The sequence below is a fragment of the Sphingopyxis lindanitolerans genome (genome assembly GCF_002993885.1).
GTDB classification, from domain to species: Bacteria; Pseudomonadota; Alphaproteobacteria; order Sphingomonadales; family Sphingomonadaceae; genus Sphingopyxis; species Sphingopyxis lindanitolerans.
This window is the reverse complement of the sequence record NZ_CM009578.1, coordinates 636,449-663,174: the sequence shown is the minus strand read 5'-3', so window position 1 is coordinate 663,174 and position 26,726 is coordinate 636,449. Positions and strand designations below refer to the sequence as shown.

23 protein-coding genes are annotated in these 26,726 nt (G+C 66.5%); 10 read left to right on the top strand and 13 right to left on the bottom strand.

Annotated features, from left to right (window positions below; all coding sequences use genetic code 11):
• The first annotated feature begins 94 nt into the window (after positions 1 to 94).
• Positions 95 to 1,699, top strand: a complete 1,605-nt coding sequence (locus tag CVO77_RS03135; RefSeq protein WP_105997850.1) for a long-chain fatty acid--CoA ligase — start codon at positions 95 to 97, stop codon at positions 1,697 to 1,699.
• 112 nt (positions 1,700 to 1,811) lie between these two features.
• On the opposite strand, the gene CVO77_RS03130 is transcribed toward CVO77_RS03135, so the two are convergent.
• From CVO77_RS03130 to CVO77_RS03115, 4 genes are all read right to left on the bottom strand, one after another.
• The gene (locus CVO77_RS03130; RefSeq protein ID WP_105997849.1) at positions 1,812 to 2,900 is read right to left on the bottom strand and encodes a PA0069 family radical SAM protein; all 1,089 of its coding nucleotides are present in this window, start codon (positions 2,898 to 2,900) and stop codon (positions 1,812 to 1,814) included.
• An 80-nt stretch (positions 2,901 to 2,980) separates the two neighbouring features.
• Entirely contained in the window at positions 2,981 to 3,505 is a 525-nt protein-coding gene (gene moaB / locus CVO77_RS03125; RefSeq protein WP_105997848.1) for a molybdenum cofactor biosynthesis protein B, read from the bottom strand.
• Positions 3,495 to 5,249, bottom strand: a complete 1,755-nt coding sequence (locus CVO77_RS03120) for a lytic transglycosylase domain-containing protein (protein ID WP_242446084.1) — start codon at positions 5,247 to 5,249, stop codon at positions 3,495 to 3,497. Before CVO77_RS03120 ends, moaB begins: the two co-directional genes overlap by 11 nt.
• A 37-nt stretch (positions 5,250 to 5,286) precedes the next feature.
• Positions 5,287 to 6,048, bottom strand: a complete 762-nt coding sequence (locus tag CVO77_RS03115) for a uracil-DNA glycosylase family protein (RefSeq protein ID WP_242446083.1) — start codon at positions 6,046 to 6,048, stop codon at positions 5,287 to 5,289.
• Between the two features lie 144 nt (positions 6,049 to 6,192).
• Here CVO77_RS03115 and CVO77_RS03110 point away from each other — a divergent pair, with 144 nt between their 5' ends.
• From CVO77_RS03110 to CVO77_RS03075, 8 genes are all read left to right on the top strand, one after another.
• Positions 6,193 to 7,848 carry an electron transfer flavoprotein-ubiquinone oxidoreductase gene (locus CVO77_RS03110; RefSeq protein ID WP_106000600.1) on the top strand — a complete coding sequence of 552 codons (1,656 nt, stop codon included), beginning with the start codon at positions 6,193 to 6,195 and terminating at the stop codon, positions 7,846 to 7,848.
• Between the two features lie 175 nt (positions 7,849 to 8,023).
• Positions 8,024 to 9,502: a tetratricopeptide repeat protein gene (locus tag CVO77_RS03105; protein ID WP_242446082.1), complete on the top strand. Its 1,479-nt coding sequence runs from the start codon at positions 8,024 to 8,026 to the stop codon at positions 9,500 to 9,502.
• A 17-nt stretch (positions 9,503 to 9,519) separates the two neighbouring features.
• Positions 9,520 to 10,365 (top strand): 4-(cytidine 5'-diphospho)-2-C-methyl-D-erythritol kinase, encoded by an 846-nt coding sequence (locus tag CVO77_RS03100; RefSeq protein WP_106000598.1) that lies wholly within the window; start codon positions 9,520 to 9,522, stop codon positions 10,363 to 10,365.
• Positions 10,362 to 11,093, top strand: a complete 732-nt coding sequence (locus CVO77_RS03095) for an N-formylglutamate amidohydrolase (protein WP_105997845.1) — start codon at positions 10,362 to 10,364, stop codon at positions 11,091 to 11,093. The genes CVO77_RS03100 and CVO77_RS03095 overlap by 4 nt, the downstream gene beginning before the upstream one ends.
• Before the next feature lie 59 nt (positions 11,094 to 11,152).
• On the top strand, positions 11,153 to 13,012 hold the full coding sequence (gene ilvD, locus CVO77_RS03090; RefSeq protein WP_105997844.1) for a dihydroxy-acid dehydratase: 1,860 nt from the start codon (positions 11,153 to 11,155) through the stop codon (positions 13,010 to 13,012).
• Entirely contained in the window at positions 13,009 to 13,368 is a 360-nt protein-coding gene (locus CVO77_RS03085; protein WP_105997843.1) for a hypothetical protein, read from the top strand. Before ilvD ends, CVO77_RS03085 begins: the two co-directional genes overlap by 4 nt.
• Positions 13,369 to 13,852: 484 nt before the next feature.
• The gene (locus CVO77_RS03080; RefSeq protein WP_105997842.1) at positions 13,853 to 15,199 is read left to right on the top strand and encodes an NAD(P)H-hydrate epimerase; all 1,347 of its coding nucleotides are present in this window, start codon (positions 13,853 to 13,855) and stop codon (positions 15,197 to 15,199) included.
• A 1-nt stretch (position 15,200) separates the two neighbouring features.
• Positions 15,201 to 16,400, top strand: a complete 1,200-nt coding sequence (locus CVO77_RS03075; protein WP_105997841.1) for a class I SAM-dependent RNA methyltransferase — start codon at positions 15,201 to 15,203, stop codon at positions 16,398 to 16,400.
• A 34-nt stretch (positions 16,401 to 16,434) separates the two neighbouring features.
• Here CVO77_RS03075 and CVO77_RS03070 read toward each other — a convergent pair whose 3' ends face one another.
• The 9 genes from CVO77_RS03070 to CVO77_RS03030 all read right to left on the bottom strand — a co-directional run bounded on the left by CVO77_RS03070 (position 16,435) and on the right by CVO77_RS03030 (position 25,652).
• A complete protein-coding gene (locus CVO77_RS03070; protein ID WP_105997840.1) occupies positions 16,435 to 16,869 on the bottom strand; it encodes an MAPEG family protein in 435 nt (144 codons plus the stop codon).
• 16 nt (positions 16,870 to 16,885) lie between these two features.
• Positions 16,886 to 17,317 carry an MAPEG family protein gene (locus CVO77_RS03065; RefSeq protein WP_105997839.1) on the bottom strand — a complete coding sequence of 144 codons (432 nt, stop codon included), beginning with the start codon at positions 17,315 to 17,317 and terminating at the stop codon, positions 16,886 to 16,888.
• A gap of 73 nt (positions 17,318 to 17,390) precedes the next feature.
• Positions 17,391 to 18,605 carry a CaiB/BaiF CoA transferase family protein gene (locus CVO77_RS03060; RefSeq protein WP_242446081.1) on the bottom strand — a complete coding sequence of 405 codons (1,215 nt, stop codon included), beginning with the start codon at positions 18,603 to 18,605 and terminating at the stop codon, positions 17,391 to 17,393.
• A 12-nt stretch (positions 18,606 to 18,617) separates the two neighbouring features.
• Positions 18,618 to 19,967 carry an NADP-specific glutamate dehydrogenase gene (gene gdhA / locus CVO77_RS03055; protein WP_105997837.1) on the bottom strand — a complete coding sequence of 450 codons (1,350 nt, stop codon included), beginning with the start codon at positions 19,965 to 19,967 and terminating at the stop codon, positions 18,618 to 18,620.
• 375 nt (positions 19,968 to 20,342) lie between these two features.
• Positions 20,343 to 21,536, bottom strand: coding sequence for a type III PLP-dependent enzyme (locus tag CVO77_RS03050; RefSeq protein ID WP_105997836.1), 1,194 nt, complete (start codon positions 21,534 to 21,536; stop codon positions 20,343 to 20,345).
• Positions 21,537 to 21,789: 253 nt separating this feature from the next.
• Complete coding sequence (locus tag CVO77_RS03045) at positions 21,790 to 22,977, bottom strand: carboxynorspermidine decarboxylase (RefSeq protein WP_105997835.1); 1,188 nt, start codon at positions 22,975 to 22,977, stop codon at positions 21,790 to 21,792.
• A gap of 20 nt (positions 22,978 to 22,997) precedes the next feature.
• Positions 22,998 to 23,348 (bottom strand): DMT family protein, encoded by a 351-nt coding sequence (locus CVO77_RS03040; protein ID WP_105997834.1) that lies wholly within the window; start codon positions 23,346 to 23,348, stop codon positions 22,998 to 23,000.
• A complete protein-coding gene (locus CVO77_RS03035; RefSeq protein WP_242446080.1) occupies positions 23,345 to 24,463 on the bottom strand; it encodes an alpha/beta fold hydrolase in 1,119 nt (372 codons plus the stop codon). The genes CVO77_RS03040 and CVO77_RS03035 overlap by 4 nt, the downstream gene beginning before the upstream one ends.
• Entirely contained in the window at positions 24,444 to 25,652 is a 1,209-nt protein-coding gene (locus tag CVO77_RS03030) for a saccharopine dehydrogenase family protein (RefSeq protein ID WP_105997833.1), read from the bottom strand. Before CVO77_RS03030 ends, CVO77_RS03035 begins: the two co-directional genes overlap by 20 nt.
• Before the next feature lie 66 nt (positions 25,653 to 25,718).
• On the opposite strand from CVO77_RS03030, the gene CVO77_RS03025 reads away from it, so the two are divergent.
• Positions 25,719 to 26,723: a threonine ammonia-lyase gene (locus tag CVO77_RS03025; protein WP_105997832.1), complete on the top strand. Its 1,005-nt coding sequence runs from the start codon at positions 25,719 to 25,721 to the stop codon at positions 26,721 to 26,723.
• The last annotated feature ends 3 nt before the right edge of the window (positions 26,724 to 26,726 follow it).

The following is a 26,726-nucleotide window of genomic DNA, read 5'->3' as shown; positions in this document are numbered from 1 at the left end:
TCTCTCGTTCCGGGGAGGGGGCAATTTGAGTTGCATCGCCGCCGCCATCGGCCCTATCCCTTGAGGGCAACGACAAGAGAGGGATGCCGGAAAAATGGGAATGCAGGGCCAGCCACTGCTCGTCACCAGCCTGATCGATCACGCCGCGCACGAACATGCCGCGCGCGAAATCGTCTCGCGCTGGGCCGACGGCAGCGTGACGCGAACGACATGGGGCGAGGTGGGCAAGGATGCGCGCCGCTTTGCCGCCGCGCTAGTCGGGCTGGGGATGACGAAGGGCGACCGCATCGCGACGCTGGCGATGAACCACGCCCACCATCTGGTGAGCTGGTACGGCAGCGCCGGGATGGGCGGGGTGCTTCACACGGTGAACCCGCGACTGTTCGACGAGCAACTCGTCTATATCATCAACCATGCCGAGGACCGCGTGCTGTTCTTTGACGCGGCTTTCCTGCCGATCGTCGAGCGGCTGCGCCCCGAACTCAAAAGCGTCGAGCATTTCATCCTGTTCGACGCCCCCGCGCAGGACGGCTATCTGTCCTATCGCGACCTGATCGCTGCCGAGGATGGCCGCTTCGCCTGGGTTCCGCTCGACGAGCGCGATCCGGTCGGGCTTTGCTATACCAGCGGCACGACGGGCAACCCCAAGGGCGTGATCTATGAGCATCGCTCGAACGTCCTCCACGCGATCACCGAGATTCAGCCCGACGCGTTCAATCTGGCGAACCGCAGCGTCGTCCTGCCGATCGTGCCGATGTTCCACGCGAACAGCTGGGGCGTCCCCTTCGCCACGGCGACGGTAGGCGCGAAGATGGTTTTTTCGGCGACCAATGACGCGCAGGTCCTGTGCGACCTGATGCGCGACGAGGGGGTGACGCACAGCGCAGGCGTGCCGACCGTGTGGCTCGCGATGTTCGCGCATATGGATGCGACGGGCATCGGCTATGGCGCGCTCCAGCACGTCACCATCGGCGGATCGGCGGCGCCGCGCGCGATGGTCGAACGCTTTCTGAAGGCGGGTGTCTATGTCGGCCATGCGTGGGGCATGACCGAAACCAGCCCGATCGGGACGATGGGCCGCCGCCCGTGGAACTGGGACGAACTGAGCTTCGACGAACAGGTCGACATCATCTGTCGTCAGGGCTGTCCGCCGTTCGGGGTCGAACTGCGCATCGTCGATGACGAGGACCGCGAATTGCCGCGCGACGGCGTGACGAGCGGGCGGCTGCAATGCCGCGGACCGTGGATCATCCAGCGCTATTTCAAGGCCGACGCCGACGCCACCGACGCCGACGGCTGGTTCGACACCGGCGACGTGTCGGTGATCCACCCCGACGGCGTCATGCAGATCACCGACCGCGCCAAGGATGTCATCAAGTCGGGCGGCGAGTGGATTTCGTCGATCGAGCTGGAAAATGCCGCGGTCGGCGCGCCGGGCGTGCAGGAAGCGGCGGCGGTCGGCGTCTTCCACCCGAAATGGGACGAAAGGCCGATCCTGCTGATCGTTCGCAAGCCGGGCGCCGATGTCAGCGAGGCGAGCATCCTCGACTATCTGCGCGACAAGGTCGCCAAATGGTGGCTGCCCGACGAGATCATCTTCGTCGACGAATTGCCGCACACCGCGACGGGCAAGATTTTGAAGCGCCAGATCAGGGATGATTACAAGGATTACCGGCTGCGGTCGCTGGTGGAGGCTTAACGTCATTGCGAGGAGTGTAGCGACGAAGCAATCTCCCGCTATCGTCCTGTATGAACGTGAGCTGGAGGTTGCTTCGCTTCGCTCGCAATGACGGCTTTGGTTCGGCGGCCAGTCAGAACAATTCCATCTGCCCGTCCCGCTCGGGCGGCCGGAACAGGTCGCAGCGGAGCGGGGGAAAGCGGCGGTCCATGCCGTGCGCGCGCGCGGCGCGCTGGACGCGCTGGCGGATGAGCTGCGGCCAGATGCCTTGTCCTTTCATCCGGGTGAAGAATCCGGGGTCGTTGTCCCGCCCGCCGCGAATGTCCTGCACCATGTGCATCACCTTGTCGGCGCGGTCGGGGTAATGCGTCGCCAGCCAGGCACGAAAGAGCGGCGCGACCTCGTGCGGCAGGCGCATCACGATATAGGAGGCGCGGACCGCGCCGGCTTCGGCGGCGGCGGCCATGATCGCCTCAATCTCGTGATCGGTGATCGCGGGGATGATCGGCGAGATATTGACCTGCGTCGGCACACCGGCATCGATGAGCCTGCGGATCGCGGCGAGACGGCGGCGCGGATGCGGCGCGCGGGGTTCGAGGGTGCGCGCGACCTGCGGGTCGAGTGTCGTCACCGAAATCGCGACCCCGACCAGATCGTCGCGCGCCATGGCGGCGAGCAGGTCGATGTCGCGGAGCAGGCGGTCGGACTTGGTGGTGATGAGCAGCGGATGCTTCGTTTCGGCGAGTATTTCGATGATCGCGCGGGTGATCCCCCATTCGCGCTCGATCGGCTGATAGCCGTCGGTGTTGGTGCCGATCGCGATCGGCGCGACCCTGTAATTGCGCTTGGCGAGTTCCTGTCGCAGCAGTTTCGCGGCGTCGGGCTTGGCGAATAATTTGCTCTCGAAATCGAGCCCCGGCGACAGGTCGTGATAGGCATGGGTCGGCCGCGCGAAGCAATAGATGCAGCCATGCTCGCAGCCGCGATAGGGGTTGATCGAGCGGTCGAAGCCGATGTCGGGCGAATTGTTGCGCGCGATGATGGTCTTTGGGTGCTCGACCGTGACCGTCGTCCGTAGCGGCGGCGGTGCGCCGTCGATATCCTCCACCGCGTCGAGCCAGTCGCCGTCGGGCGCGCGGTCGAGCGAGCCGGTGCGGGTCGGACGCAGGTTGGTCGGGGCGCCACGGCCCGATATCGGGGGGAGGGGTTTGGACGATTCCATCGGGCGAGGATATTCCGCCGATGAGAACAAATAAAGAACAAATAACCGTCGCCCCCGCCTGCGCGGGGGCGACGGTTATGCTATTCCGTCAGCCGGGGCATCAGTTCGACGAAGTTGCACGGCTTGTGGCGGCTGTCGAGCTGGGTGGCCAATATGCCCTCCCAGGCGTCGGTCACCGCGCCGGTCGAACCGGGGAGCGCGAAGATGTAGGTGCCGCGCGCGACCACGGCGCAGGCGCGCGACTGGATTGTCGACGTGCCGATCGTCTGATAGCTGAGCCAGCGGAACAGCTCGCCGAAGCCGGGGATGTCCTTGCCGTCGAGACGGCGCAGCGCCTCGGGCGTCACGTCGCGGCCGGTGACGCCGGTGCCGCCGGTGGTGATGATGACATCGACCTCGGGGTCGTCGATCCAATTGTGGAGGCGCGAGACGATCAGGTCGCTTTCGTCGCGGATGATCGCGCGCGTGGCGAGGATATGCCCGGCCTCGGTCAGCAGCGCCGTCAGCTTGTCGCCTGACCGGTCGTCCGCCGCGCCGCGGCTGTCGGAAATCGTCAGGACGGCGATGCGAACCGGTTTGAAAGCGAGGCTTTCGTCAATCGGCATTGGCGAGGCCGCCGGCCCAGCTCAGCCGGGTGCGATCCTTGCCGTCGGGAAAGCGCGGCCATTTGCCCTGCGCGAGCGCCGCGCGGCTGACCGACGGCTTGCCCTGCTGCGCTTCGTACATCCAATAGTTGCGAAGGACGATGCCGACATAGCCGCGCGTTTCCCAATAGGGGATCGATTCGATGTAGAGCAGCGGGTCGCCATTGTCGCGAACCTCGCTCGCCCAGCGCGCGATGGGCGCGGGGCCGGCGTTATAGGCGGCGATCACCTTGGGCAGCAGGCCGCCGGTCGAGCCGTCCTTGCTGAGATATTCGAGGTAGCGCTGGCCGAAATCCATGTTGACCGCGGGCGATTTGAGATCGCCCGGCGCGCGGGAGTCGCCGTCCCAGCGTGCCAGGTCCGACGCGGTGCCGGGACGCACCTGCATCAGCCCCATCGCGCCCGCCGGACTCACGACCGCACGCTGGAACCGCGATTCCTGAAGCGTGTGGGCAAAGACGAGCGCGGGGTCGACCCGCCAACCGCCATTGGGTTGCCACTTGGGCTGCGGATAACGCGCCGCGGTCGCAAGCTTGCGGCCCTGCGGCGTGTTGTGCGCGAGATAAAGCTGGGTTTCGGGCAGGCTGAGCGCCTGCGCCATGCCCGCGAGCTGGGCGTGCTGGTTCGGATTGCCGATGCGGGCCTGATGTTTCAGCAATTCGCCGGCATAGCCGTCCTCGTCGATCTCGGCGAAGGCCATCGCGGCACGGACGTTGGGCAGATCCTCGAGCGCGCGCCAGGCGCTGCGATCGGGGCGGACATTCTCGCGCTGGCTGCCGGTCTCGATGCCGAGCGTTTCGGCGGCGAGCAGGCCATAGAGGGTTTCCTCATTGGCGGCGGCGGCGCGCAGGCGCGGTTCTACCGACTGCGGCTGGCCCGACGCGATCGCGGCGCGCGACGCCCAATAATAGGCTGCGGCGCGAAGCTCGCTGTCGGGCGCGTCGCGCGCGACGCGGTCGAAGGCGGTGAGCGCGGTGGGATAATCGCGCAGGCGCCACGCGGCGAGGCCCTGCACCCAGGCGGCCTGCGTCGCCCAGCCGCCGCGGTCTTCGGTGCAGGCCCGCGACAGGCGCAGCGCGTTCGCGTCGTCATTTTCGATATAATAGGACCAGGCGATCTTTTGCCGCCATTCGTCGCGCGCCTCTGCCGTCAGCTTGTCGGCGACCGCCATATAGAGCGTTTCGGCGCCCGCCGGGTCGTCATTCTTGATCCGGTCGGGGATCGAGCGCGCGAGGCCCGCGGCAAAGGGGTCGCTGACGCTGTCGGCGCCGACGCGGCGCGGCGCGGTGCCCGACCAACTCAGGCGGTTCTGATCGGGGAGCGTCGGAATATCGGTCGCACCGCGTTTGGTGGCGAGGCGGCCGAGTTGCTCGGCCTGCGGCAGCTGCGGCGAGCGCGCCAGAATCGGCATGATGTCGGCGACCTCGGCGCGCGGGCTGTTCGCGGCGGTGAGCAGTTCGGCGCGCAGGAAATCGCCCAGCGGCCCATTGTCGTCGCCGAGCAGGGTTTTCGCTTCGGCCCAGCGCTGGCCGCGGATCGCGGCGAGCACCTGCGTATAGAGCTGCTTCTGCTTCGACGAGAGAATTTCGGGCACCGTCTGCGGCGCGGCGAGGAGGTCGGGCGTGCCGGTATCGGCGGCGAGCGCAGGCGACGCCGCCGCGGCGGCCAAGGCCAGAAGCGCGCCCGAAAGCAGGTTCGCGGTCATGTTTCTCATCTTAGTCAACGTCCCTGGCTGAACTTAGTCAACGTCCCTGGCTGAACAGTTTCAGGCTGTCCCAGGCGGCCGCCTTTTGCGCGGGCCGGGCAAGCAGCATCGCGGGGTGCGCGACTGCCACGGCCTCCATCTTGCCGCCATCTTGGTTAATATCGAGTAACCTTCCGCGCGCATCGGGCAGCGAGATATTCGCCGCCATCCGCACGATGTCGCCGCCGATCAAAAGCAGCCGCGCCGGTTTCGCGAGGCCGAGGTGATGCCAGAGCAGCCGGTCGAGTTCGCCCCTGTCCCGGTCGTCGCAGCGTCCCCCAGGCGGGCGCGTGACGGCAAGGCTGGCGAGGTAGCAATCGCCGCGCGTCATCCCGATCGCGCGCAGCATCGCATCGAGGAGCGGCCCCGCCGGACCGGCGAAGAGCGCCCCGTCGCGCTGGTCATCGACCTCGGGCCAGGCGGTGAGCAGCATCAGCGGCGCTTCGGTCTGTCCCTGGGGGAGCACGCGGCGCGCGTCCCACTGGCTGCCCGGAACCTCGGCGCTTTCGGCGAGCCATGCCTGGAAGGCGCTCCACTCGTCCGGAAACACCACCGGACCCTCGGCGTCGGCTTCGGCCGGGGCTTCGCGGCGCTGGAGAGCGGCGGGGAGCGAGGGTGTTTCGGGTTCGGCGACCGGCGCGGATTTCGGTTTTGCGGCGACGTCGTTGGCGACGGGCGCGTCGAGCCAGCCCGCCGGCGCTTCGCCGACGAGCGAGTCCACCCCGACCAGCGACCACCAGTCGCGATAGCTTTCGGCCAATAAAACAGAATTGCGCCCACCCATGTGATTTGTTGAAACAGCCTGTTGACGGACACGTCAATTGGCGGGCATCGCAATTCGTGACAGAATGAGCGCGGATCGCGATGAATGATCCCGCGCAGGGACGGCAGAAAGGTTATTGCGGTGAGCGAACGGGAATCGATGCCCTATGACGTCGTGATCGTCGGCGCGGGGCCTGCGGGGCTTTCGGCGGCGATCCGGCTGAAGCAGCGGGCGAACGAAGCAGGCAGCGAATTGTCGGTGTGCATCCTGGAAAAGGGGTCCGAGGTCGGCGCGCATATCCTGTCGGGGGCGGTGATCGACCCGAAATCGCTCGACGAACTGCTTCCCGACTGGCGGGACCAGGGCTGCCCGCTCGCCGAGGTGCCGGTGAACGACAACCAGCATTGGGTGCTGACCAAGACGAAGAAATTCGGTCTCCCCGAATTCATTTCGCCGGGGTTCATGCACAACAAGGGCACCTATACGGGCAGCCTCGGCAATCTTTGCCGCTGGCTCGCCGAACAGGCCGAGGGGCTGGGGGTCGAAATCTTCCCGGGCTTTGCGGCGGCGGAAATTCTCTTTAACGAGGATGGCTCGGTCAAGGGCGTCGCGACCGGCGACATGGGGGTCGCGCGCGACGGCAGCCACAAGCCCGATTATGCGCCGGGGCTCGAACTCCACGCGAAATATACTTTCTTTGCCGAGGGCGTGCGCGGGCATTTGACCAAGATGCTCAAGCCGCAATTCGCGCTCGACGCCGATTGCGAACCGCAGGTTTACGGCCTCGGCGTCAAGGAATTGTGGGACATCGATCCCGAAAGCCATGCGCCCGGCCGCGTCATCCACACGCAGGGCTGGCCGCTCGATGCGAACGCCAATGGCGGCGGCTTCCTCTATCATCAGGCGAACGGACAGGTCGCGCTCGGCTTCGTGACCTGGCTCAACTATCGCAACCCGCACATCTCTCCGTTCCAGGAGATGCAGAAGTGGAAGACGCATCCCGAGATCGCGAAGATATTGAAGGGCGGCAAGCGCGTCTCCTATGGCGCGCGCGCGATCAGCGACGGCGGCTGGCAGTCGGTGCCGAAGCTCGCCTTTCCGGGCGGGGCGCTGATCGGCGATACCGCGGGTTTCCTCAACGTGCCGCGCATCAAGGGCACCCATACCGCGATGAAGTCAGGCATGATGGCGGCCGAGGCGGCGTTCGCCGCGGTGACCGCGGGGCGCGAAGCTGACGTTCTCACCGCCTATCAGGACGCCTATGATGAAAGCTGGGTGAAGAAGGAACTTGGCGTCGTTCGCAACGTGCTGCCGCTGGTCGAGAAATTCGGCGACCTCGCCGGAACGATCCTGTCGGGCATGACGATGTGGCTCGAAACGATGGGTCTTCGCGTGCCTTTCACGATGAAGCATCATCCCGATAACACGACGCTTTACCGTGCCGACATGATGCCGAAGCCCGACTATCCGAAGGCCGACGGCGTGCTGACCTTTGACCGCCTGTCCTCGGTGTTCGTGTCGAACACCAACCATGAGGAGGATCAGCCGGTCCATCTGCAACTCAAGGATCCGTCGATCCCCATCGAATATAATCTGCCGATGTACGACGAACCCGCGCAGCGTTACTGCCCCGCGGGGGTGTATGAGGTCGTCGGGCAGGACGAGGGCAATCCGCGGTTCGTGATCAACGCGCAGAATTGCGTTCACTGCAAGACCTGCGACATCAAGGATCCGACCCAGAATATCAACTGGGTCACTCCCGAAGGCGGCGGAGGCCCCAATTACCCCAATATGTAAGTCCGTTCGCCTGATCCTGGCCGCCGGCGCGCTTGTCGCCGCCGGTCCCGCGCAGGCGGCCGTCGACGATGGCGCCACGCTGGCGGCGCTGGCGGATGCGCGGCTGGCCGAGGATGCGAGCGATCCGGCGGCGGCGCTGGCGGCCCTGACCCGCGTCGCGAGCGTAGCACCCGACTTGCCCGGCCTGCGCGGCCGGATGCTCGAACAGGCGATCCAGGCGGACGACCTGCCCGCCGCACGCAGCGCCGCGCTGCGGCTGTGGCAGGGCGGCAACCGGCGGCTCGACGCCCAACTCGTGCTCGTCGTCGATGCGATGCGGCGCTCCGACTGGAAAGGCGCGCGCGATTATCTGAACGGCCGATCCGACAAGGTCGACAGCAGCGCGATCGCCAAGCTGATCGTTCCGGCCTTCCATAGCTGGATCGACGTCGGCGCCCGCGAAAAGGCGCCCGAGCGGCATCTGCTCGCTTCGGCCGGGAAAGGACGCCCCGAACCCGCGCTGGCGCTGGAAGCGGCGCTGGTCGAGGCTGCGGCGAACCGCCCCGCCGATGCCGCCACTCTGGCCGCCGAAACCGTTCCGACCGACCGCATGAGCCAGCTCGTCGCGCTGCGCCTTGCCGCGACGCTTGCCGCGGCGGGCGACGCCGCGGCCGCCGATGCGCTGCGGGGGCGGATCGCGCTGGCCGCGGGCGGGCGCGAGGATCCGATGCTGCTGCTTCCCGAGCAGCCGGTATCGACGGCGCGCGGCGGGATGGCGCACTGGCTCGCGCTGCTCGGCGACAGCTTTGCGCGGGTGCCGGGAGGCAACGTCAAGCTGTCGCTGCTGTTCGGACGCGCCGCCTGGTGGCTCGACGACCGCGACTGGGCGGTGCGCTCGGCGCTCGCCGAATCGCTCGACCGCAACGGCCAGCAAGGCGATGCAGCGGCGCTGCTGACCAGCGGCCGCGCGGACATTCCGCCGGTCCTCCAGATGCGCCGCGCCGAATTGATGGCCGATGCGGGCGACCTTGCCGGCGCGACGGCGCTGGCCGAAGCCGCCGCAAAGGCGACCCCGGCGCGCTCCATGCTCGTCCGCTTCGCCGATATCGCGCGGCGCGCCGACGACCGCGAGGCGGCGGCGCGTGCCTATGCCGCCCTCGAGGCGACGCTCGGCGACGGGCCCGACGATCGCGCGCTTCGCGGCACATTGCTGATCGCCCGCGCCGAACTGCGCTTGCAGGCCGATGATTGGGACGGCGCATCGGCGCTGATCGAGCAGGCGGTCGCGCTGCGCCCCGATGATGCGGCGGTGCTCAATTTCGCGGGCTATTCGGCGATCGAGCGGCGCAAGAATGTCGACCAGGCGCTCGCCCGGATCGAGGCGGCGTGGCGGGCCGAGCCGCAGAATGCCGCGATCACCGATTCGCTCGGCTGGGCCTATTTCCTCACCGGCCGCACCGCCGACGCGGTGCCCTTGCTCGAAAAGGCGCAGGCGAGCGCGCCCGGAAACGCGGTGATCGTCGAACATCTGGGCGACGCCTATTGGCAGGCGGGGCGCAGGTTCCAGGCGCGTTATACGTGGCGTGCGGCGGCGCTGGTTGCCGATGCCGACATGGGCGCGCGCCTCGCGGCCAAGCTGCGCGACGGGCTGACCGCCGCGACGACGGCGCCGTGATGACGCCCCCCGATACGATGACGATGCGCGAAACAGGCTGGGCCAAGATTAACCTGGCGCTGCATATCCGCGCGCGGCGCGACGATGGCTATCATGAGATCGAGACGCTGTTCGCTTTCGTCGATGCGGGCGACGCGCTCGTCGCCGATGTGGCGGACGCCGACCGCCTGACCCTCGACGGCGAATTCGCCGCCGGGCTGTGCGATGGCGCCGACAATCTGGTACTGCGTGTGCTGACGCTGATGCGCGAACGCCATGGCGCCGACCGCGTGCCGCCGCTGGCGATCGGCCTGACCAAGAATTTGCCCGTGGCGGCGGGGATCGGCGGCGGGTCGGCCGATGCCGCGGCGATGGCGCGGCTGGTGCGGCGGCATTTCCTGCCCGAGATCGGCGACGCCGCGCTGCCGCGCCTCGTCGCCCCGCTCGGCGCCGATATCGCGGCCTGCGTGGCGAGCGCCACCTGCCTTGGCACCGGTGTCGGCACGCAATTAAGCGCGGTGCCCGAACTGGCGCTCGGCGGGACGCCGGTGCTGCTCGTCAACCCGCGCCAGCCGGTCGCGACCGGCCCGGTGTTCGCCGCGTGGGACGGCGTCGATCGCGGGCCTTTGTTCACCGGCGCGGATCTGCGCGCGCAGCTTTTCGCGTCGCGCAACGATCTGCAACGCCCGGCGATCGCCGGCTGCCCCGCGATCGTCGATGTGCTGACCGAGTTGGGTGCGCTGAAACCCTGGCTTGCGCGCATGTCGGGATCGGGGGCGACCTGCTTTGCGCTGTTCGACGCCGCCGGAGAGCGCGATGCGGCGGCGGCACGGCTGGCGGCGCGCCATCCGTATTGGTGGCAGCTCGCGGGGGCGTTGCGGTGAGCGAGGCGTGGCGGCAATTGGGGACGCCGCGGGCAGGCGGCCTTCTGTTGATCGGCGATCATGCGTCGGCGCAGGTGCCGGACGACATCGACCTCGGCATCGACCCGGCGCTGCTCGCCAACCATATCGCGATCGACCTCGGGGTCGCCGAGGTGGCGGCGCTGCTGGTCGAGGCGGGCGCGGTTGACGCCGCAATCCTCGGCGGTGTGTCGCGGCTGGTCGCCGATTGCAACCGCGACGAGGAGGCGCCGGGCGCGATCCCGATCGCCAGCGACGGCCACGCCATTCCGGGGAACGCGCTGGATCATGCCGGACGCGAAGCCCGGCTGGCGCGTTTTTTTCGTCCCTATCACGCCCATATCGCCGCGACGATCGCGCGCCATCCGCCGGCGATGATCCTGTCGCTGCACAGCTTCACCCCCGTGCTGGCGAGCGACCCCGAACAGGCACGGCCGTGGCACGTCGGGGTGCTCTATAATGAGGACGACCGGCTGGCGGGCGCCGCGATCGCGGCGTTGCGCGGCGAGGGGCTGACCGTCGGCGACCAGCTTCCCTATTCGGGCAAGTTGCTCAATGCGACGATGAATCGGCATGCCGAGGCGAACGGTGTGCCCTATGTGGGGATCGAGATGCGGCAGGATCTGGTCGGCAATGCGGCGGGGCAGGCGCTGTTCGCCGAGCGATTGGCGCGGATGTGCAAGAATGTGACATTGAATCTGCCCCGATAGGCGTATAGAGGCGCTTCCGTACGCTATTTCATGAAATAATATTATCAGGAACTCTCCCAATGCCTTCTTATCGTTCCCGCACCACCACCCACGGCCGCAACATGGCGGGCGCGCGCGGGCTTTGGCGCGCGACGGGGATGAAGGATGGCGATTTCGGCAAGCCGATCATCGCGGTCGTCAACAGCTTCACCCAGTTCGTTCCCGGCCACGTCCACCTGAAAGACCTCGGCCAGATGGTCGCGCGCGAGATCGAAGCATCGGGCGGGGTCGCCAAGGAATTCAACACGATCGCGGTCGATGACGGCATCGCGATGGGGCATGACGGCATGCTCTACAGCCTGCCGAGCCGCGACCTGATCGCCGATAGCGTCGAATATATGGTCAACGCGCACTGCGCCGACGCGATGGTGTGCATTTCCAACTGCGACAAGATCACGCCGGGCATGCTGATGGCGGCGCTGCGCATCAATATCCCGGTGGTGTTCGTGTCGGGCGGGCCGATGGAGGCGGGCAAGGTCGTGCTGAACGGCAAGGAAGTCGCGCTCGACCTGGTCGATGCGATGGTCGCCGCCGCCGACGAGACATACAGCGATGCGGACGTGACCGCGATCGAACAGGCGGCGTGCCCGACCTGCGGGAGTTGTTCGGGCATGTTCACCGCCAATTCGATGAACTGCCTGACCGAAGCGCTGGGACTGTCGCTGCCGGGCAATGGTTCGACGCTGGCGACCCACGCCGACCGCAAGGCGCTGTTCCTGCGCGCCGGACGGATCATCGTCGAAATGTGCAAGCGCCATTATGAGGAAGGCGACGACAGCGTGCTGCCGCGCAAGATCGCGACCTTTGAAGCGTTCGAAAATGCGATGAGCCTCGACATCGCGATGGGCGGATCGACGAACACGGTGCTTCATCTGCTTGCGGCCGCCTTTGAAGCGGGGGTCGATTTCACCATGGCCGACATCGACCGGCTGTCGCGGCGCGTGCCATGCCTGTCGAAGGTCGCTCCGGCGAAGAGCGACGTCCATATGGAGGACGTCCACCGCGCGGGCGGGATCATGGCGATTTTGGGCCAGCTCGAGCGCGCGGGGTTGCTCCACGCGCATCTGCCGACGGTGCACAGCGCGACGCTGGGCGATGCGCTGAACAAATGGGATATCTCGCGGACCAATGATCCCGAGGTGCAGAAATTCTTCATGGCGGCCCCTGGGGGCGTGCCGACGCAGGTCGCGTTCAGCCAGGACCGGCGTTGGGCCTCGCTCGACCTCGACCGCGAGGGCGGGGTGATCCGCTCCGCCGACCATGCGTTCAGCAAGGACGGCGGGCTCGCGGTGCTGTCGGGCAATATCGCGCTCGACGGCTGCATCGTGAAGACCGCCGGGGTCGATGAATCGATCCTGACGTTCGCTGGCCCCGCCAAAGTCTATGAAAGCCAGGACGCGGCGGTCGCCGGCATTTTGACCGGCCAGGTCGAGGCGGGCGACGTCGTCGTCATCCGCTACGAAGGACCAAAGGGCGGACCGGGGATGCAGGAAATGCTCTATCCGACCAGCTACCTCAAATCGAAGGGGCTGGGCGCCGCCTGCGCGCTGATCACCGACGGGCGTTTTTCGGGCGGCACATCGGGCCTGTCGATCGGTCATGTCTCGCCCGAAGCCGCCGAGGGCGGAATGATCGGTCTGGTCGAAAATGGCGATTTGATCGAGATCGATATTCCGGGGCGCGGCATCAAGCTGGTGCTGTCCGACGCCGAGCTGGCGGCGCGGCGCGCGGCGATGGAGGCAAAGGGCGCCGATGCGTGGCAACCCGCCAAGCCACGCCCGCGTAAGGTTTCGGTAGCCCTTCAGGCCTATGCTGCGATGACGACCAGCGCCGCGCGCGGTGCGGTGCGCGACCTGTCGCAGCTGAAGGGCAAGGGATGAAGAAACTGGGGGGCGTCGTAGCGGCCTTGCTCGTTGCGGGCTGCAACGGCAGCGGCGACAAGAGCGAAAGCGCTGGAGTCGACAGCGAGCGTATCGATTGCGCGCTCGAAGGCGCGAAGGCGTTCGACCGCGATTGCACGGTCAGCGAAATGCGCGGCGCCGATGGGACAACGCTTGTCGTCGGCAGGCCCGACGTCGGCTATCGCCGCCTCCAGATCACGACCGACGGGCGCGGGGTGGTGTCGGCCGACGGCGCCGAACCCGCGAACGTGACGATTGTCGGCGAGGGCATGATCGAGGTCGCGATCGGCGCCGACCGCTATCGCCTGCCTGCGAATACGGGCGGGGCGAAATAGTCAGTTCGTCATTGCGAGCGAAGCGAAGCAATCCGGAGGTGCGTAGGATTTTGCGGGTTCCTATTACACCGTCCCTTATAGTGCTCCCCCGCGAAGGCGGGGGTCCATCTTCTGCCGGCGGCATGTCGAACCGACCGGAGATGGGCCCCCGCCTTCGCGGGGGTACACGGCTATTTATGAAATCGAGGCGACCTACGCCGTGCGTTAAATCTGCATCGCCTCAAGTCCGTTCGTGTCGAGCCCTTCGACTGCCTTGGCAGGCGCTCAGGATAGGCTTCGGCCTTTGGCCGAAGTCGAGACACCCATCGGCGCAGCGCAAGGTCGATGGGTGTCTCGACTTCGCTCGACACGAACGGGAAGGTGGATCAGATATAAGGCTCGCTGCTCTAATTTGAATCCCAAGAGGCCCTGAACCGCTCTGGATTGCTTCGCTTCGCTCGCAATGACGATTCCCTTGCAGGGCATGATGTCCTAGAGCCGGTTCATGCCCATCCCCGCCGATGCCCCGATCCTGACCAGTGCGGCGATGCGCGTCGCCGAGGCGGCGTGCGCTGCGGCAGGAACGTCGCTGTCCGAGCTGATGGAGCGTGCGGGCGCGGCGGTTGCCGATACCGCGTGGCGGATGGCGGCGGGGGCGCCAATCCTGATTCTTTGCGGGCCGGGAAATAATGGCGGCGACGGTTATGTCGCGGCGCGGTTGCTCGGCGAGCGCGGCGCGGCGGTGCGGGTGGCGGCGCTCGCGCCGCCCGCGACCGATCTGGCCAAAGCGGCGCGCGCAGCATGGACTGGAGCGGTCGAGGCGATCGTCGACGGCTTGCCGCCCGCGCCGCTCATCGTCGACGCCTTGTTCGGCGTGGGATTGACGCGGCCGCTTGCTGACGATCTGGCACGGCGGCTGCGCGGCTTTGCCGACAAGCGGATCCTGGCCGTCGATGTGCCGAGCGGCGTCGATGCCGACGGCCAGCACGGTTGGGAACCGCCGCTTCCCGCCGATGTCACGCTCGCCCTGGGCGCACTCAAGCCCGCGCACGTCCTGCTTCCCACCGCAAGGCGCTGTGGCACCGTCCTGCTCGCACCGATCGGGATCGCCGCCGACCGGACGATGTGCAGCCTGCCGAGGCAGGCCGCTCGGTCGCCCGATGCGGGTTCGCACAAATATAATCGCGGGATGCTGCTGGTCCGTGCCGGGCCGATGGCGGGAGCGGCGGCGCTGGCGGCCGCGGCGGGGCTGCGCGCGGGGGCGGGCTATGCCGTGCTGAGCGGCGCGGACGAGGCCCCTTTCGCGGCGATCATCGCCGAGGATGGCGCGAGTTATGCGGCGCGCCTGGATGACAAGCGGCTCGGTGCGGTGGTGATCGGACCGGGCTATCCGGCGAGCGATGCGCTGGGCCGCGATGTCGCGGCGGCGATCGCTGCGGGCAAGCCGCTCGTGCTCGACGCGGCGGCGATCGACGTGGCGCTGCCACGACTGGACGGAACGCCCGCGATCCTGACCCCGCATGAAGGCGAGTTCGCGCGCGCCTTTTCCGATCTCGCCGGAAACAAGATCGAACGCGCGCGGGCGGCGGCCGAGCGTGTCGGGGCGGTTATGATCTACAAGGGCGCCGATACCATCATCGCCGCGCCCGATGGCCGCGTCGTCGCGGCCTGGCCGGGCAGTCCATGGCTGGCGACGGCGGGGACGGGCGATGTGCTGGCGGGGGCGTGCGGGGCGATGCTCGCGTCGGGCGGCGATGCCTTTGATGCGGCGGTCGCGGCGGTGGGCTGGCATATCGATGCGGCGCGCCGTATAGGCCCCGGCCTTGTAGCCGACGATCTGATAAGGGACTGACATGAGCGAAGCCGCGCTGATCGAGCGTATCGCCGCGCGCGGCGATGGCGTGACCGCCGACGGGCGCCACGTCGCGGGCGGCGTGCCGGGCGACCGCCTCGCCGCCGATGGGACGCTGGTGCCCGGCCCGAACCGCGCCGAGCCGCCGTGCCGCCATTTCGGCAAATGCGGCGGGTGCCAGTTGCAGCATGTCGCCGAGGGGGCATTGGCCGAGTTCGTGCAGGGTCGGGTCGTGGGGGCGCTGGAGGGTCAGCAGGTCGCGGCGGGCGAGGTGCTTCCCGCCTTGCTGTCGCCGCCGCAAAGTCGCCGCCGCGCGGCGCTCACCGCGCTGAGGACCGGCAAGCAGGTCGCGCTCGGCTTCAACGCCGCGCAGAGCAACCAGATCGTCGATATGCGGATGTGCCCGCTGCTGCTGCCCGAGCTGTTCGCGCTTATCGCGCCGATCCGCGGCCTGCTCGGCGCCATCGCGCCGCAGCGGCGGCCGGTGAAGGTCAAGCTCCAGATGCTCGACCAGGGCGCCGAGGTCGTGCTGGAGGGCGTACGCGCCGAAGGGCTCGACGCGGCGATGGCACTCCAGGATTTTGCGGGCGAGCATGCGCTCGCGCGGCTGGCGATCGATCAGGGGGAGGGCCTCGAGACTCTCTGGCAACCCGCACCGCCGACCGCGCGTTTCGGCGAGATCGCGGTCGAAGTGCCGCCCTTCGCTTTCCTCCAGGCGACGGCGACGGGGCAGGTGGCGCTCGTCGATGCGGTGCGCGATGCGATTGGCGACGCGGCGGCGGTCGCCGACCTGTTCGCGGGCGTCGGCACCTTTGCGCTGTCGGTGCAGGCGGGGCGCAAAGTCTATGCCGCCGAGGGTGCGCGCGACGCGGTCGCCGCGCTGACGGCGGCCGCGAACCGCGCGCGGGCGCTGGTCGCCACCGAGCATCGCGACCTGTTCCGCCGCCCGCTGATCCCGGCCGAACTCAATCGTTTCGGCGCGGTGATCCTCGATCCGCCGCGCGCCGGGGCCGAGGAGCAGGTGAAGCAGATCGCAGGGTCGAGCGTGCCTGCGGTCGCCTATGTCAGTTGCAACCCGGCAAGCTTCGCGCGCGATGCGAAGCTGCTGGTCGACGGTGGCTACCGGCTCGACTGGGTAAAGCCTGTCGGTCAGTTTCGCTGGTCGACCCATGTCGAACTGGCCGGGCGTTTCTCGCGATAGTGGTCGCCCCCGCCTTCGCGGGGGCGACGTTTTCTTAATGCAGCACGAAACCCATGAACGCGTGCAGGCACAGCGCGATCAGCGCGAGGCTGGCCAGCGCGAAGATCGCGAAGCGCCACATCACGCGGTTCACCGTCGCCTGGACGAGGCTGTGCACGATGCGCAAGGCCACATAGGCCCAGGCGATCTGCGCATTGAGCCCGCCGCCCATGCCGCCGATCGCGAGCGCCAGCGCGACGGCGTAAAACACCGTCGGCTGCTCCATCAGATGGTTGTAATTATGCGCTTTCCACTGGACTTCGGCGGGCAGGACGTCGTCGAGTCCGCGGCCCGTCGTGCCGACGAGATTCTTCGCATCGATCTTGGCGCGGCTCATTGCGGGGATGCGCGTCGCATACATCCACACCCACATGATCATCGACCAGAGCGCGAGCGTTGCGACCGGCCCCAATATGGCGTTCGTTTCCATCATTTTCTTCCCCTCCTCAACCCAATGTGGCGATCACCGCGAGCAGCGCCAGCGCGACCAGGCACAGGGTCGCGAGCATGAAAATCGTGAAGCGCACCGGGATGCGATTGACCGTCGCCTGCCACAGGCTGTGGACGATCCGCAGCACGACATAGGCCCAGGCGATCCATACGACATAGGCGGGATAGCCGCCGACCGCGTGCAGGATCAGGATCACCGCATAGAAAAGCGTCGGTTGCTCGACCAGATGCGTGTAATTGTGCGATTTCCAGTTGGTCAGCGGCGGCAGCACGCCTTCCAGGTCGGCGCCGCGGCCGCCGGGTGGAGCGGCTTTCAGGTCGATACCGGCCTTGGCGAAAGCGCGGAAGCGGCTGACCCCCGCCCAGATCAGCACGACGAGCGTCCAGAGAATAAGCACCGCACCGGGCGCCAGCAGATTTTGCGACATTGTCGATCCCCTTCTTATCCCGCCGCGATGCTAGGGAAGGATGCCGACATTGCAATGGCGATGAAGCGGCGGGTCAGGCGCGGCGGGCCAGTTCGGCGCGGATCGCCGCGCCGTCGGCGTCGATCCTGGGCGCATAGCCCAGGTCGCGCGGCGGCGCCGCGCCATATTTGACCGGCGGCTGCATTTCGAAGAAGCCGCCGACGTCGGGATGCTCGCGGCGGCGGAAAAAGCCGGTCGCGGCGAGATGCGGGTCGTTCCGGATATCATCGAGGTCGCGCACGTGCATCGCGGGAATATCGTTGGCGGCGAAGATTGCGAGCCATTCGGCGGTGGTCTTCGCGGGCGTCTGGCGCGCGATTTCGGCGTAGACCAGAGGCATATGCCGCCCCTTGGCTTTTGCTTCCTCATAGTCGGGCGATGTGAGCAGCGCCTCGCTGCCGAGCAATCGCATCAAACGCGCGGTCGATTCGGGGGTATAGGGAACGATCGCGACATGGCCGTCCAGGGTGGGAAAGGGCTGCCGCGTCGGATCGAGCTGGCGCGGATAACCCGCCGGTCCGATCGCGGGGTCGAGCGTCGCGTCGCGCAGATGTTCGGTCAGCATGAACGCCGTGAAGCATTCGAACATCGGCACTTCGACCTCTTGCCCCTCGCCAGTGCGGAATTTGTGGACGAGCGCGGCGAGGATCGCCTGGGCGCCGAAATGCCCCGCGACCTTGTCGGCGATCAGCGAAGGGAAATAGCGCGGGCTGGGGTTGCCGTCGGCGCGCGGGAGCAGGCTGGTCGTCCCGCTCGCCGCCTGGATGACATCGTCATAGGCCTGAAGATCGGCATAGGGGCCATCCTGCCCGAAACCGGTGCCGTGGACATAGATGATGTCGGGCTTGAGCGCCGCGCAGCCTTGATAGTCGAAGCCGAGCCGCGCGATCGCCTTGCCGCGGATATTGTGCAGGAAGACGTCGGCGGTCGCGATCAGATCGCGCAGCACCGCGGTATCGTCGGGATTCTTGAGATCGAGCACGATCGAGCGCTTGCCGCGGTTCACGGTGAGGTGGATCGACCCCATCGTCGGGTCGGGAACGCCGCTGCCCAGATAGCGTGACACGTCGCCAAGGCCGGGTGCTTCGACCTTGATCACCTCGGCGCCGAGGTCGGCGAGCATCTGCGTTGCATAGGGGCCGAAGATGACCGACGAAAGATCGACGATCCGGATTCCCTCGAGCATCGCCATCTTCGTCCCTTCCGAGTGACTCTGGACGGCGATGCCCGATCGCGGGGGCTTTGTCACCCCGCGCGGAAATCAGATTACGCCGAGCGACTGCATCGCTTCGGCGACCCGGGCGAAGCCCGCGATATTGGCGCCGAGGACATAATTGCCGGGAGCGCTATATTCGTCGGCGGTCGCGGCGCAATTGTCGTGGATGCCCCGCATGATCTGCGCCAGCCTGTCTTCGGTCTTTTCGAACGTCCAGCTATCGCGCGAGGCGTTCTGCTGCATTTCGAGCGCCGAGGTCGCGACGCCGCCGGCATTCGCGGCCTTGCCCGGCGCGAACATCACGCCATTCTGGTGGAACAGATCGACCGCGTCGGGAGTCGACGGCATGTTCGCACCCTCGCCGACGAGCTGAACGCCATTCTTGATCAGGGTCGTCGCATCCTTGCCGGTGAGTTCATTCTGCGTCGCGCAGGGGAGCGCGACGTCGCACGGCACATCCCAGATCGACCCGCCCTCGATATAATGGGCGGTCGCGCCCTTCATGCGGACATAGTCCGACAGGCGTTCGCGGCGGATTTCCTTGACCTCGCGCAACAGGTCGAGGTCGATCCCGGCTTCGTCGAGAACATAGCCGTTGGAATCGGAGCAGGCGAGAACCTTGCCGCCGAACTGCCGCACCTTGTCGATGGCATAGATGGCGACATTGCCCGAGCCCGAGACGACGACGCGCTTGCCGTCGAGCGCCGCGCCCTTGGTCGCCAGCATCTGCTGGACGAAATAGACGAGGCCGAAGCCGGTCGCTTCGGTGCGCGCGCGCGACCCGCCATAGACGAGGCCCTTGCCGGTCAGCACGCCCGCCTCATAGCGGTTGGTGAGCCGTTTATACTGGCCGAACATATAGCCGATCTCGCGCCCGCCGACACCGATGTCGCCGGCGGGGACGTCGGTATATTCGCCGAGATGGCGTTGCAGCTCGGTCATGAAGGCCTGGCAGAAGCGCATGATCTCGCCGTCCGATCGGCCACGCGGGTTGAAGTCCGACCCGCCCTTGCCGCCGCCGATCGGCATGCCGGTGAGGGCGTTTTTGAAGATCTGCTCGAACCCCAGGAATTTGATGATGCCGAGGTTGACCGACGGGTGAAAGCGGATCCCGCCCTTGTACGGGCCGAGCGCCGAGTTGAACTGGACGCGGAAACCGCGGTTGATCTGGACCTGGCCGGCATCGTCGACCCAGGGAACGCGAAAGATGATCTGCCGCTCCGGTTCGCAAATTCGTTCGATCAGTGCGTGGTTGGCGTAATCGGGATGTTTGGCGACAACGCGCCCGAGGCTTTCCAGCACTTCGTGAACCGCCTGGTGGAATTCGGCTTCCCCGGCGTTACGGCGTAATACTTCATCAAGAACCGGCTGCAACTTTTCATCAATCTTGCTCAAAACTTCCTCCTGACTGCATGAATCGAACGGGCGTGTGGACGATGCGGCGCAAGGTCGCAAGGCCGGAGGGCGCGAAATATGCCGGGATGGGAAAGCTTTGGCGATTATGGAGCTTGCAAACACACCCTCGCCACCCTCGTCATGCTGAACCCTTCGGCAGGCTCAGGACAGGCTTGTTTCAGCATCCATGGTCGGCTCTCGCGAGCAGAGCTGCGCCCAATTCGAGGGCAGGCCATGGACCCTGAAACACGTTCAGGGTGACGGAGAATGAATGAGATCGGTCGATAGTCGAAGTGTTTGCAAACGACATCGGCAAAGAAAAAGGCCGGTCCGCGCGGGGCGGACCGGCCTTTCGGCAACGGGTGTTCGACCGGCTCAGAAGAGTTTGGTCACGGTCGCGCTGCGGCGTTCCTGTTCGACTTCGCCGGTGTAGAGGCTTGCCATCGGTTCGTCGCTGACGACGTGGATTTCCTCGGCGCCGAAGCCGTTGAATTTGGTCCGCATCGCGCAGCCATAAGCGCCGAGCATCCCGATCTCGATGAAATCGCCCGCCTTGATGTCCGCCGGCAGGAAAAAGGGTCCCGCCATATGATCGAGGTCGTCGCAGGTCGGGCCATAGAAGCTGAACGCCGTCATCTCGGCCTCGCTCGCGGCTTCGCGCAGCAGCGTCACCGGGAAGCGCCAGCCGACATGCGCGGCGTCGAACAGCGCGCCGTACGCGCCGTCGTTGATATAGAGCTCGTCGCCGCGACGCTTTTCGACGCGGACGATCAGCGAGCTATATTCGGCCGACAGCGCGCGGCCGGGTTCGCACCACAGTTCAGCCGAATAGCTGATCGGCAGGCTTTCGAAGCTGCGGTGGATCGTGTCGAAATAGGCGTCGAGCGGCGGCGGCTCCATGCCCGGATAGGTCGAGGGAAAGCCGCCGCCGACATCGACGATATCGACGGTCACCGCCGCGCCGACGATCGCGGCGCGGACGCGCTCCATCGCCTGCGCATAGGCGTGCGGGGCCATCGCCTGGCTGCCGACATGGAAGCAGATGCCGAGCGCGTCGGCGGCCTGGCGGGTCGCCATCAGCAGATCGGCGACATCCTCGGGCTCGGCGCCGAATTTCGCGGCGAGGCTGAGCTTGCTATGGTCCGACGAGACGCGCAGGCGCACGAGCAGGTTGAGGTCGGCGGCGCCTTCGGTCGCGCGGACGATCTTTTGCAGCTCGTCCATCGTGTCGAGCGAGAAGGTGCGCACGCCGTGCTTCCAATAGGCTTCGGAAATCGCTTCCTCGGCCTTGACCGGGTGCATGAAGCAGAGCGTCGCGCGCGGCAGGGTGCGCGCAACCAGCCGCACCTCGGCGATCGAGGCGACGTCATAATGGGTGACGCCCGAATCCCAGAGGATGCGCAGCAGGTCGGGCGACGGATTCGCCTTGACCGCATACATGGTCGTGCCGGGAAATCGCTCGATGAAGAAACGCGCTGCGCGTGCCGCGGCGTGCGGGCGGACAAGCGTAACAGGTTCGACCGGCGAAAGTGCCTGAATCAGCCCGTGGGCGCTATGATGCTGGTGCAACTCAAGGGACCCCCAAAATTAAACGGTAAACGACAAGGCTGCCTTGCGGTTATTGGAAGTCCCCCTGGGGCAGCGGAGGGCGATATATGCAGGGGGGTCCCCCCTGTAAAGACCCTATCGCGCAATTTTCTAATAGCGCGGCTGTCGGCGCGCCGAAGCGGGGCAGCGCTGCGCCGAAGGGGGTAAGGCAATCGCTCCGCTTCGCGCGGGAGCGGAATGGCATGGCTTTGATTCGGCGCTTCGGCGAAGCGGTTCAGCTCAGCCGTGTCCTGAAATCCTCATAGCCAAATTCGCGGACCAGTTGCAGCGCGTCGGTCTCGCTGTCCCACAGCCAGATCGACGGCAGCGGCACGCCGTTGAAGCTGTTGGTCTTGACCATCGAATAATGCGCCTGGTCGAGGAAGGCGAAGCGCTGGCCGATGCGGGCGCCACCGGGCAGGCGATAGTCGCCGATCACGTCGCCCGCGAGGCACGAGGGGCCGCCGAGGCGCGTCGCCATCCCGTCGCTGCCTTCGTCCAGCATCGCGGGGCGATAGGGCGCCTCGATCACGTCGGGCATGTGGCAGGTCGCCGAAATGTCGGTGATGCCGACGGCCATCCCATTGTCGAACAGGTCGAGGATTTCACCGACGAGGATGCCGGCGTCGAGCGCGATCGCCTCGCCGGGTTCGATCATCACGTCGCAGTCGGTCGCGGCGCGCACCTGCTTCAGGAAGGCGATCAACTCGTCGATCTGATAATCGGCGCGAGTAACATGATGGCCGCCGCCGAAGTTGATCCATTTGAGCTGGCTGAAAAAGGGACGCAGCATCGGCTGGACCGCGTTCCAGGTGCGCTGAAGCGGCGGAAAATCCTGTTCGCACAGGCTGTGCATATGCACGCCGTCGACGCCCTCCATATGTTCGGGAAGCAATTGGGTGACGGGAAAGCCGAGGCGGCTGCACGGCGCGGCGGGATCGTATTTCGGGGTCTCGCCCTCGCTGTGCATCGGGTTGATGCGCAGGCCGATGTCGAAACGCTCGCCCTGCGCGCGCAGATCGTCGAGGAGCGGGCGAAAGCGCGCGATCTGCCCCGGCGAGTTGAAGATCAGATGGTCGGACAGCGCCGCGATCGCGGGCAGGTCGGCGTCCTTGTAGCCCGCGCAATAGGTCGCGACCTCGCTATGCTTGCCGGGCGCGGCATATTCCTCACGCCCGAGCTTCGCTTCGTAGAGGCCCGAGGCGCAGACGCCGTCGAGATAGTCGGCAACGGTGGGTCCGAGCGACCACATCGAAAAGGCCTTGAGCGCCGCGAGCACGCGCGCGCCCGACGCATCGCCGATCTGGCGCAGCACCGCCAGATTGGCGCGGACCTTCGCCGCATCGACGACGAAGGCGGGCGACGGGACGCGAGTCAGGTCGAAGCGGGCAAAGGCTCCGGGGTCGCCGGCGCGGGTTTCCATGACGTGGTTCCTGGTTCCTGTCAGGCCGGAAGCGGCCCCCTGAAGATGAAGAAGGCTCCCGCCGCGATCAGGCCGAAGCCGACGAGATGATTGACCGTCAATCGCTCGCCGAGCCAGAAGACCGCGAAGCCCGCGAAAACGAGCAAGGTAATCACTTCCTGCATCGTCTTCAATTCGGCGGTCGAATAGACGGCGTGGCCGATGCGGTTCGCGGGCACGGCAAGGCAATATTCGAAGAAGGCGATGCCCCACGCCATCAGGATCGCGAGCCACATCGGGCGCGAGAGATCGCCGAGATGGCCGTACCAGGCGAAGGTCATGAAGATGTTGGAGAGGACGAGCAGGCCGATGGGGGCGAGATAGGCGGTCATTTCTTGTCTTTCGTCAGCGGCAGCACATCGCGGAGCAGCGCGGCGAAGAAATGCCCCGGCTCCTCGACCATCGGCATATGCGCTGAATGTTCGAACCAGACGAGCTTCTTCGAAGGCGCCTTGACCTTGGCAAACCATGCGGCAGCGACCGGCGAAGGGACGGTATAGTCGTGGCGGCCGAGCAGGAAGACGAGCGGGACGTCGAGCTTGCGCACGGGTTTGAAACTGACGTTGGCGAGGCGCGGCCAGAGCGTCGTCACCGAAAATTCGCTCCCCTTGCCCCAGGCTTGGCGATCGGCCTCGCTATATTCGGGCGAGAGGCGTGGGGTTTGAAAATAATAAGTGAGGTCAGGTTTGTTGTATATCAGCGAGCCGTAGGGGATCGCATATTTGCGCCAGCCGTCTGCCTTGGCGATGGTGAAGTCGCCCTGCGGATAGGGCGCGAGCGCGTCGATTGCGGCGACAGCCTCGCTGTTGCCCGCCACGAGCGCCTTGGCGCGGGTCCACGCCATGCCGACTTTCTCGCCTTCGCGAAAATCGATGCCCTGACCGACGCCGACATAGGCGTAGAGCAGGTCGGGGCGCTTCATCGCGACCGACAGACCGACGATCGAACCCCAGCTATGACCGAGCAGCACGACTTTGCGCTTGGCGTAGCGTTTCTGGAGCAGTTCGATCAGTTCGATAGCGTCGTCGCGGTAGCGGTCGACCGTCATCGTCGGCGCGAGCGCCTTTGGATCGTTCAGCGGATAGCTGCGCCCGGCACCGCGCTGATCATACTGCACGACGGTGAAGACATCCTCCCACGGTCGCTGGAACGCCCAGGCGAAGGGCATTTCGACCGCGCCGGGGCCGCCGTGGACGAAGATCAGGATCGGATTGTCGCGATCGGCGCCGCGCACGTTGACGACCTGCCGCGCGCCGCCGAGGGTGACCTCGAAGGTCTCCTGCACCCCATTGGGGGTGACGATCTTGCCGATGTCGGCGACGATCGCGCGGGCGGGGGCGTAGGCGTCTTCGGGTTGCGCGGCGGCGGGGGTGGCGAGGCATAGGGTGAAGGCCGCGGCAACGCTCCACAACAATGTCCGCATCGCGTCAGAAATCCAGCGGTCCATCGAGTTCCTTCACCTGCCACGGCAGGCCGTGCCTGTTCAGCATGTCCATGAAGGGATCGGGGTCCATCTGCTCCATGTTGAACACGCCGTTACCCTTCCATGCACCCGTCACCATCATCGCGGCGCCGATCATCGCGGGGACGCCGGTGGTATAGCTGACGGCCTGGTTGCCGGTTTCGGCATAGGCGTCCTCATGGTCGCAGATATTATAGAGATAGAGCGTCTTTTCCTGGCCGTCCTGGCCGAGGCCGGTCGCGATGACGCCGATGTTGGTCTTGCCTTTCGTGGTCTCGCCCAGGCTCGACGGTTCGGGAAGCACCGCTTTCAGGAATTGCAGCGGGACGATCTCGCGCCCTTCGTAGATCACCGGATCGATCCGCGTCATGCCGACATTCTGGAGGACATTGAGGTGGGTGATATAGGCCTCGCCGAAGGTCATCCAGAAGCGGATGCGCTGGATTTCGGGCAGATGCGTCTTCAGGCTTTCGATTTCCTCATGATACATGAGATACATCGTCTTCGGCCCGACGGCCTCGAAATCGAACGGCTGTTTCACCGACATCGGCGGGGTTTCGACCCAGTCGCCATTTTCCCAGTGACGCGCGACCGCGGTCACCTCGCGGATGTTGATCTCCGGATTGAAGTTGGTCGCGAAATGCTGGCCGTGATCGCCGCCGTTGCAGTCGAGAATGTCGAGCGTGTCGATGCGCTCGAAATGATGCTTCTTGAGCCAGGTGGTGAAGACGCTGGTCACGCCGGGATCGAAACCCGAACCGAGCAGCGCCATCAGCCCGGCGTCCTTGAAGCGATCCTGATACGCCCATTGCCAATGATATTCGAACTTCGCCTCGTCGCGCGGTTCGTAATTGGCGGTGTCCATATAATGGGCGCCGGTCGACAGGCACGCCTCCATGATCGTCAGATCCTGATAGGGGAGCGCGAGGTTGACGACGTGCGTTGCGCCGATGTCGCGGATCAGCGCCGCGGTGGCGTCGATATGGTCGGCGTCGACCTCGGCTGTCCTGATCGTGACGCCGGTGCGTTCCTTCACCGATGCGGCGATCGCGTCGCATTTGAACTTGCGGCGACTGGCGAGCGTGATGTCGGAGAAGATGTCGGCGTTCATCGCCATCTTGTGCACCGCAACCGAACCGACGCCGCCCGCGCCGATCACCAGAACCTTGCTCATCGTGAAAATCTCCTGTCGCGAAGCTGCGCCGCTTGTGATCTATGAGCGGCCCTATAGGACGAAGCCATGACGGAACAAAGCCCCCAGGCCCTGCTCGACCCGGCGCGCGCGCCGACCCTTGCGGGTGTCGAACGCGCGGCGGCGAAAGTCGCTGCCATCCTGCCGCAAACCCCGCTGCTGCCGCTCGAGGTCGAGGGGCGGACGATCTGGTGCAAGGCCGAAAGCCTGCAGCCGGTCGGCGCCTTCAAGATTCGCGGCGCGTGGCACCGACTGACCGACCTGACGCCCGATCAGGCGGCGGCGGGGGTCGTCGGGGTGTCGAGCGGCAATCATGCGCAGGGCGTCGCCTGGGCGGCGAAGCGGCTGGGCATCAAGGCGACGATCGTGATGCCGAGCAACGCGCCCGCGATGAAGCTCGCTGCGACGCGCGCGCTCGGCGCCGAAGTGGTGCTGTACGACCGCGTCACCGAATCGCGCGACGCGGTCGCCGCGCGGCTGATCGAGGATCGCGGCGGGACGCTGGTCCACGCCTATGGCGACCCCTGGATCATCGAGGGGCAGGGGACGGCCGGGATCGAGGCGCGCGCGCAGATGGCGGCGCGCGGGCTGGGCGAGCCCGATCTGGTGGTCGCCTGCTGCGGCGGCGGGGGATTGTCGGCGGGGCTGGCGCTTGCATGCCCCGACGCCGCGATCGTCGCGGTCGAGCCCGAGGGCTGGGATGATGTGACGCGCAGCCTGGCGGCGGGTGAAACCCTGTCGGTCGAGAATCTGGCCTACCCGACCGAATGCGATGCGCTCCAGACCCCCGAGACCTGGCCGATCAATTTCGCGGTGCTGCGCGCGCGCGGCGTGCGCGGGGTCGTCGTCACCCGCGACGAGGTGCGCCATGCGATGCGCACCGCGTTCGCGCGGCTGCACCTTGTCGTCGAGCCCGGCGGCGCGGCGGCGCTGGCCGCGATCCTTGCGGGCAAGGTGACGCCGACCGACGCGACGCTCGTCACCCTGTCGGGGGGCAATGTCGATCCGCAGGCGTTCGCGGCGATCATCGACGAGCAGGAAACTTATCGGTAGCAA